The organism is Parapedobacter lycopersici, from assembly GCF_040395035.1.
GTDB classification, from domain to species: domain Bacteria; phylum Bacteroidota; class Bacteroidia; order Sphingobacteriales; family Sphingobacteriaceae; genus Parapedobacter; species Parapedobacter lycopersici_A.
This window is the reverse complement of record NZ_JBEBRB010000093.1, coordinates 1-8,604: the sequence shown is the minus strand read 5'-3', so window position 1 is coordinate 8,604 and position 8,604 is coordinate 1. Positions and strand designations below refer to the sequence as shown.

Here is an 8,604-nt window from a genome sequence, read left to right as displayed (position 1 = left end):
GTCAAGGCTAAAACGCGATAAAACTACATATAAATTTGCAATGATTCCTATAAAAGCCTGTTTTTTTTATACATAGACACAGGTTTTTGCCTGTCGGTATGGTTTACGGACATCCCAAAGAACCCGTTTGTCGGTTTTTAAAACAGGTAATGGATAATAGTAAACGTAATGCCGGCCAGTACCGCAGATACCGGAATGGTCAGCACCCATGCCCAAAGGAGGCTGATCGTTACGCCCCAGCGGACGGCAGAAACCCGTTTTACCACACCTACCCCGATAATGGAACCAGTAATGGTGTGCGTGGTCGAAACCGGAATGCCGAAGTGTTCGGTAATGCCCAGTGTCAGCGCACCCGCTGTTTCGGCGCCCACGCCTTCCAGCGCGTTTACCTTCGTTATTTTGGTGCCCATGGTTTTCACGATTTTCCAACCGCCGCTCATAGTACCCAACGCAATGGCCGAATAGCAGGCTAATGGAATCCACTCCGGCATGGGGTCGCCCGATTGCAAATATCCGCCCGCCACCATCGCCACGAAGATAATTCCCATCACCTTCTGCGCGTCGTTGCCGCCATGCGCGAAGCTGAGGGCAGCCGACGAAACGAGCTGCAGTTTCCTGAACCACCATTCGGCCACGGCCGGTCGGGCCCGCTTGGATATGTTGATGATGATTAATGTGATAATGGTCGCGATGATCATTCCGATTAGCGGTGCCAGGACAATGAATGAGATAATCTGCAACGTGGCTTTCATGTTGATTGCACCGATAACATTGTCGCCCAGGATAAAGGCGTGCATCATTCCTGCACCGGCAAATCCACCGATCAGCGTATGGGATGAGCTGGAAGGGACGCCGTAATACCAGGTAAACAGGTTCCAGCCGATGGCAGCAATTAATCCCGCGAAAATCACCTCAAGGGTAATATACTGTTCCAGTACCGTTTTGGCAACGGTATTGGCCACCTTATGGTCGGTGAAATAGAAGTATGCGGCAAAGTTGAATGCCGCAGCCCACAACACCGCCTGAAAAGGAGTCAGTACTTTGGTGGAAACGATGGTGGCAATGGAGTTGGCGGCATCGTGAAATCCATTGATGTAGTCAAATGCAATGGCAAGGATGATGACGATAACCAGTAATGTGGTGATCATTAGACGTATGTTTCGTTAATTAAACCCTTCGGTTGCTTCGTTATTGTCCGCGGCTTCACTTATGCGTTTTTCACCAGAATGCTCTCCAGTACGTTGGCCACGTCTTCACACCGGTCGGTGGCGGTTTCCATCGCCGATAACACCTCTTTATATTTGATCAGGTTGATGGCGTCCTTCTCAAACTGGAACAGCTCGCCCACCGCTTTGTCAAATATATAATCCGCTTTATTTTCAACGCTGTTGATGCGTACACACGAATCAGTGATGTTGCGAATATTTTTCAGGTTACGGAGCTCATGCACCGCCTTAGCCACATCTTCCGTCGCTTCCACAATCAGGTCGGCAATCTCAATAATGGGGTCGGTAATCTTCTCCACCTGGTATAAATCGATCCGGTTGGATGCGCCATGAATGAAATCAGCCACATCGTCCAACGAACTCGTCAGCGTATGGATGTCTTCGCGGTCAAAAGGCGTAATGAAGTTTTTGCCCAATTCGAGGTGGATCTGATGGGAAATTTCGTCGCCCTTATGCTCCAGGTCTTCGATTTTTCTGCAGATCTCTTTCCGCTTGCTAAGATCGGGCAGGTTTACCAATTCTTTCAGTAGCCGCGCCATTTCAATGAGGTTGCTGCTGGCTTGCTCAAAGAGTGGGAAGAATTTTTTGTCTTTAGGGACAAAATACTGGAATATGCTGTTTAACGACATAACTGGAATATTTCTGCAAATGTATAACCTTAATGTTAACTTAACGTTAATTAACAAGTTACTTATTGTTAAGTTTGAAGGGGGGAGGGTTTACCTTTTTCCGCAAAAAAGTAACAAAAAACTCGTCGCTGGGCCCAGCCGCTACAACCACCGGTCACCGGGTTAAATCGCGGGGCTTTCTTTCTCCAGCGTGAAAGCAAAGGTAGTGCCCACACCTTCGGTGCTCCGCGCGTTGATCGTCTGTTCATGGGCTTCAATGATGTGCTTTACAATAGCAAGCCCAAGTCCCGAACCGCCGATTTTCCGTGAGCGGCTCTTATCTGTCCGGTAAAACCGTTCAAATACCCGTGTCAGGTTTTTTTCCTCAATGCCAATTCCGTCGTCGGTCACCTCAACCAACACCGTGTCGAAGAGCTCGTAAACCCGGATGTCGGTCTGCCCGCGTGTTTTTCCGTATTTAATGGAGTTGTCGACGAGGTTAACCAGTACCTGCCTGATTTTCTCACGGTCGGCATTCACCATCATGGCCCGCTGGTACTTCTCTTTGAAGCGGAGTGTAATTTCATGTGCACGGGCCCGGTCGTCCATAGACTCCATGACCTCCCTGATCAACGGCACGATGTCGAATTTCTGATAATTAACGGGGATCTGTCCGCTTTCGAGTTTGGAAATTGCGTCCAGGTCTTTAATCAGAAAGCTCAGCCGGTCGATATTCTGTGATGCCTTTACGAGAAATTGGGCGGCCGTTTCCGGGTCCTCTTCCAGCATGCCGTCCTGCAGCGCATCAATATACCCCTGGATGGCAAATAGCGGTGTCTTAAGTTCGTGTGAAATATTCGCCAGAAATTCCCGTCGAAAGCGTTCCTGGTCTTTCAGCGTTTCAATTTCTTTTCCCTTTGCCTTTGCCCAGTCCCGCACCTGCTGTTCCATATCATTGATGGGGTCGTTGCTCATCTTCTCGCCCAGTGCATTCTTTAGGTCTTTGCCAAGCTTAAGGCTATGGATCTGTTTATAGATAAGCCTGATTTTATTATAGATGTAACGCTGGAACAAGTAATAAAACACCAGGAAGCTGATGGCAAAGCTAATGCCGAAGGAAATCAGGAAAGCGGACCAGTCGCGTTGAAAATAAAAATTCACGAAGGCAATGGATATGCCCACCGCACCGGCATTGATAAAAACAAGCAGGAGGAATCTCATGGTGTATGAAGCTATATGATGCCCCGTTGTATGTCGTCACCGGGCGTTGCTACCCGAACTGTCCGAGTGTCGTCAGCCCGCCGGTTACGTGGTCTCCGATTTTTACATTCACTTTCGTGCCGATAGGCAAAAAGACATCCACACGGGAGCCGAATTTGATAAACCCGAACTCCTGCCCCTGCGTGACACTGTCACCTTCCTTCACATACCAAACGATCCGCCTGGCCATGGCGCCGGCGATCTGCCGGAACAGGACCTCCGGGCCCTGCGCAGTTTGTATCGCAATGCTGGTACGCTCATTAAGTGTTGATGATTTAGGATGCCAGGCCACCAGGTATTTTCCCGGGTGGTAGCGGAAAAACCGAACGACACCGCTTACCGGATTACGGTTAATGTGCACATTCACGGGCGACATAAAAATGGAAACCTGTAGCCGGCGATCTTTGAAATACTCCGTTTCCTCCGTTTCCTCAATCACCACCACCTTGCCGTCGGCCGGGCAGAGTATGGTATTTTCATTGGGTATAATGTGCCGTTTGGGATTTCTGAAAAACTGCAATATGGCAACAAACAACAGCAGTGAAAGCAGGTATACGAACCACACCACAAATGTGCTGTCCGGGATAAAGTAATGTACGAGGGCATTACTTACAAAAATTACCAGTAACGTAATGGCAATGCTGGTATACCCTTCTCTATGGATTGTCATCTTATTTTGCTAAGCCGTAAATTAACCAAGCAAACTTAGCTAAATTCACCTTGATATGCAACACGACGGCGGTGCATATATAAACCATCCGGACACCGCATAGCCATACATCCGGCACCGGTGGGTGCACAATCCGGGCAAGCCCGTCCGGCCATCGTACACCTGTTCCTCCGAACAGGGCACGCTACGCATTGACCAGCTGCTCAATATTGAATTTTTTCATCTGCATAAATGCCTGCATTACCCGTGCGGATTTCGCGGGGTCCTGCAGGAGTCCGGCCAATACGGTGGGGACCACCTGCCACGACACCCCGAACCGGTCTTTCAGCCAGCCACATTGGCTTTCGCTTCCACCGTCGGTAAGCCGCTCCCAGTAATAATCGATTTCCTCCTGGGTGTCGCAATCAATCACGAGGGACACCCCTTCGTTAAATGTAAACGGCTGCGGCACGGCACTGTCCATGGCCATGAAAACCCCGTTATTGAGCCGGAACCGCGCATGTACAACCGTCGCATCGAGGGACACCTGCCCAGGTTCGTACCGGACGATGCTTTCTGTTTTTGCGGGGTTAAATACGTCGGTATAATATTGCATGGCTTCCTCCGCCCTTCCCTGCTGCTCGCCGCAGTACATCAGCAACGGAACGAATCGCTGGCCCACGGCCCGACTGTCGCCCAGACTAATCTGCCACGACACGCCGAACCGGTCCTGTACCCAGCCATATTTTTCGCTCCAGTCATACCTGTCGAGCGCCATCAGCACCATCCCACCGTCGGAAAGGCGTTCCCAGGCTTTTTGTACTTGTTCTTCCTTGTCCAGCACAACATAAAATGAAATCGCAGGGTTTGGCGTAAAAGCCGGTCCACCGTTCAGGCCCATGAACTTCACACCATCCAGCTCGAAGGTGACGACCATGGGCGTGTCGTCGATGATGCCGGAGTTTTGAAATATCGAACAGTAGTATTCGGCCGCATCCTTGGCCTGACCATCAAACCAGATGCAGGGATAAATCGCATTTTTCATACTTTTCTTGCTATTCCTGTGGAAATTTACTCATATCCATATAACAGACTTCCCAAAGGTGGCCGTCGGGGTCCTCAAAACTCCGTTGCCACATGAAGCCATAATCGTCGGGTTCCCGGCTTTCCTTGCCACCGGCGGCCACCACTTTCTCAATGGTATTGTCCACCCGTTCCCGGCTGTCGAGCCCCAGCGAATTGATCACCGCAGCGGTTTGCCGGGTGTCGGCGATGGCCTTGCCGGTAAACTGGCTGAATTTTGCATGTGTGAGCAGCATCACGTAGATTTCTTCAGAATATACCATGCACGCCGCGGTCTCGTCGGTAAACGTCGGATTATTCGTGAACCCGGCCGCGGTATAGAAATCCATGGAACGTTTCAGGTCTTTTACCGGGAGGTTAATGAAAACTTGTGTATTCATGATCTTTGATTAAAGGTAAGTAACTAACCACGCAACCTTGTGTGGTATGTTAACCAAAATTACGGCTGGTCGACGGCAATTACACGGTGGAAATGCGACAAATCGGGGGGTAATCCGTGACAAAGAAACGATCGGAGGCCTGCTGCGTATCCCTGATTCGTAGTCTGGTCGGTTACTTTGTTTAAAACTGCCGGAAATGATGCAGAACGAATACGGATCTGGAAGGAACATGATAGGGATTTCCCCCTACAAAGTCCCTACAAAGTCCCTACCGGGTCCCTATAATGTCCCTAAGATATCCCTGTAAAAGGAGACCATGAGCCAGACAGGAAACAAGCGGCTCCCGTGAGGGCATATCAGCGGCGCTAAAGCAGGTTCAGTACCCTTTTTCGCGCCTGATCTGTATGTTGTAAAAGTGCAGTTTTTGTCCGTCCGGGTCTGGGGCTACTTCGGCCGTCAGCGTTAAGGTGTCGGCGGTATATTCGCCATCCGCATAAGAAGGGAACCAGAATTCAATACCATGGCATGCGCTTAACAGCAGGGAGGCATACTGTGCACTTGGAAACGTCTGTATGGCTTCAATCCGCTGGGCGGTGCCCGTTTCATCGACGGAAATGGCGAGTTCGATCTGCTGGCTGGCCAGCGCGGCTGCATTGACCGTGGCAAACCATCGCTCAAAATATTTTTCCAGGTACTGGGTGAAGCCCGAATATTCATCAATGGTACAGGCCTTACTTACCATGGTCGTTGCCCGGTCGAAAAATTCAACCGGGTATAGCCGGTAGCGGGGAGTGTCGTCAAATGTTTCGTCAGTGAACGTTTCATACCCCCGTATAAACTGGCCGTCGCGGTAATACTCATGGCCGGCCCCCGCTTTTTCACCGTCCTCAAACACATATTCCACGATCCAGTTGCCATGGGGAAGCCCGTTAACAACCCGCCCGCTCCGTCTGTAGCGGACGTAGCCATATTCATTGTAACCGTCTGCCGCTATTTCAAAGGCATACTTTCCGTTGCCGTCGGTTACCTGCTGGCGGCCCCGGGTGTCCCAGAAATTACGGATAATGGTGCCACTGGTACCATACTCCAGTTCGAGTAACGGCTTTCCGTCCGGATAGTAAAAAGCCCATATGCCCCGGGGAGCATCCTGCACAAAAGTCACTTCCCATTTCCGCTGTCCGTTCGGGTGATAGGCCGTAAATTTCCCCTCTTTTTTGCCGTTTTCGTAACCGCCCCGCAGTATGGCGCGCCCGGACAGGTTGAAATCGACAAACTCACCCACAAATACCTGCTTGTTGAAATCAAATTTAGCGATACGCTCAATTGCCCTGAACGAACAGGCTTTAGCTGCCAGGTAATACCTGTCGTCATAAAAAAAGCGCAGCATACCCTCCGGTGCCGGCTCGTAATAAATGGGGCGGCCGGTGGTATCCGCAGGGGTAGCCATTGCCGTTGTAGCAGCAGTAACCAATAAATATAACAGCAGGTATGTCCGCATAGTTGCCGGTACGGTTAGTGCGCTTCGAGCCAGTTCTGCCCTTCGCCGATTTCCACGACAACCGGCACGGCCATCGTTAACGCGTTTTTCATGTGTTTTTCCACCAGGGTACGGAATTGGGATACTTCCGATCGCGGGACATCAAAAACCAATTCGTCATGCACCTGCATGGTCATTTTTCCCTGAAGACCCTGTTGCTGGATATCACGATGAATGGCAATCATGGCTACCTTGATCATATCGGCGGCTGACCCCTGAATAGGAGCGTTGATCGCGTTCCGTTCAGCGAAGCCGCGCACGGTCTGGTTGGCCGAATTGATGTCGCGGAGGTAGCGCCGTCGCTTGAGCAACGTTTCCACATAGCCATTTTCCTTGGCAAAGTTAATGGTGTCGTTCATGTACTTTTTGATGCCGGGGTACTGCGCAAAATACTGGTCAATAATGGCTGCGGCTTCCTTGCGCGGGATACCCAGGTTCTGTGAAAGGCCAAAGGCCGACTGACCATAAATAATACCGAAATTGACTGCTTTCGCATTTCTGCGCTGTTCGGATGTGACGGCTTCCAGCGATACGCCATATACGCGGGCCGCGGTGGCCCGGTGGATATCCAGCCCTTGGTTAAAGGCATCTACCATACCCTGGTCGCCGCTTATGTGGGCTACCAGCCGCAGTTCAATCTGCGAGTAGTCGGCCGATAGGATCACGTGGTCCGCATCGCGCGGTATAAATGCCTTGCGCACCTCCCGCCCCCGTTCGGTACGGATGGGGATATTCTGCAGGTTGGGGTTGGTTGAACTCAGCCGGCCCGTTGCAGCCACTGCCTGGTTGTATGAGGTATGCACACGCCCGGTAATCGGGTGAATCATCTGGGGTAGCGCATCCACATAGGTGGATTTCAGCTTTTGGAGCTGCCGGAAATCAAGGATATCCTTTACAATATCACTTTTCGTGGCCAATGTCAGCAACACGTCCTCGCCGGTTTTGTACTGGCCGGTTTTGGTCTTCTTGGCTTTCGGATCGAGTTGCAGTTTATCAAAAAGCACTTCCCCGAGCTGCCGGGGTGAGGCAATATTAAACCGGACGCCGGCTTTGTCGTAAATGGTGCGCTCGATCTCGGCGATATCTTTTTCCAGCGAGCCGGAGAGGCCGCGCAGCACCTCCACATCGATCTTTACGCCGCAGCGTTCCATATCGGCCAGGATGTATACCAGCGGAAATTCGACTTCGCGGGCCAGGTTCGACGCCCCGGCCTGCTCCAGCAGTGGCTCAAAAACCGTCTTCAGCTGCAGCGTAATATCGGCATCTTCCGCGGCATAGGCGGTGATTGCTTCCAGGTCGACGTCCTGCATATTACCCTGTTTTTTACCACGCGGACCAATAAGGTCGGTAATGGGAACAGGTGTGTAGCCCAGGTAATTTTCGGCGAGTACGTCCATGCCGTGGCGGGTGTCGGGATCGATCAGGTAGTGGGCCAGCATGGTATCAAACAGTTCACCTTTAACCGACACGCCGTAGCGGGCCAGCAGCAACATGTCATATTTCAGGTTTTGTCCTACCTTGGCAATCCCGTCATCTTCAAATACCCGCTTAAACGGTTCGAGCAGGGCACAGCAACCCACCTCGTCGCGGGGTGCGGGCACATACCATGCCTTACCGGTCTCCGTGGCAAATGACAACCCGACCAGGTCGGCCACATTGGCGTCCGTGCCCGTAGTTTCCGTATCGAAGCAGAACGATTGCTGCGCCGCCAGCAAAGCCACCAGTTCAGCCTGCTTTTCGGGTGTGTCTACCAGGATGTATTCATGCGGTGTGTTGTTGATGTTCCTGGCCGCAACGGGCGGTGCATATGCTTCCGCCACCTCCGGGTTGCCGGCAAGCTCCGGTGCGGCATTGCCGAAGA

Annotated in this window: 8 protein-coding genes; all 8 read right to left on the bottom strand. The window is 51.5% G+C overall.

What is annotated here, in order from left to right; translation table 11 throughout:
• Positions 1-137 precede the first annotated feature (137 nt).
• Positions 138-1,148 carry an inorganic phosphate transporter gene (locus ABWO75_RS12730; RefSeq protein ID WP_353186109.1) on the bottom strand — a complete coding sequence of 337 codons (1,011 nt, stop codon included), beginning with the start codon at positions 1,146-1,148 and terminating at the stop codon, positions 138-140.
• Positions 1,149-1,207: 59 nt separating this feature from the next.
• Positions 1,208-1,855 carry a DUF47 domain-containing protein gene (locus ABWO75_RS12725; protein WP_257658682.1) on the bottom strand — a complete coding sequence of 216 codons (648 nt, stop codon included), beginning with the start codon at positions 1,853-1,855 and terminating at the stop codon, positions 1,208-1,210.
• Between the two features lie 162 nt (positions 1,856-2,017).
• Entirely contained in the window at positions 2,018-3,055 is a 1,038-nt protein-coding gene (locus ABWO75_RS12720; protein WP_353186106.1) for a sensor histidine kinase, read from the bottom strand.
• 49 nt (positions 3,056-3,104) lie between these two features.
• Positions 3,105-3,764, bottom strand: coding sequence for a phosphatidylserine decarboxylase family protein (locus ABWO75_RS12715; protein WP_353186104.1), 660 nt, complete (start codon positions 3,762-3,764; stop codon positions 3,105-3,107).
• 184 nt (positions 3,765-3,948) lie between these two features.
• The gene (locus tag ABWO75_RS12710) at positions 3,949-4,788 is read right to left on the bottom strand and encodes a VOC family protein (protein WP_353186102.1); all 840 of its coding nucleotides are present in this window, start codon (positions 4,786-4,788) and stop codon (positions 3,949-3,951) included.
• 10 nt (positions 4,789-4,798) lie between these two features.
• Positions 4,799-5,206 (bottom strand): VOC family protein, encoded by a 408-nt coding sequence (locus ABWO75_RS12705; RefSeq protein ID WP_257658686.1) that lies wholly within the window; start codon positions 5,204-5,206, stop codon positions 4,799-4,801.
• Positions 5,207-5,582: 376 nt separating this feature from the next.
• Complete coding sequence (locus tag ABWO75_RS12700) at positions 5,583-6,704, bottom strand: toxin-antitoxin system YwqK family antitoxin (protein WP_353186100.1); 1,122 nt, start codon at positions 6,702-6,704, stop codon at positions 5,583-5,585.
• A 14-nt stretch (positions 6,705-6,718) separates the two neighbouring features.
• Positions 6,719-8,604 (bottom strand): DNA polymerase I (polA, locus tag ABWO75_RS12695; RefSeq protein ID WP_353186098.1); only part of this gene is annotated, 1,886 nt, incomplete at its 5' end.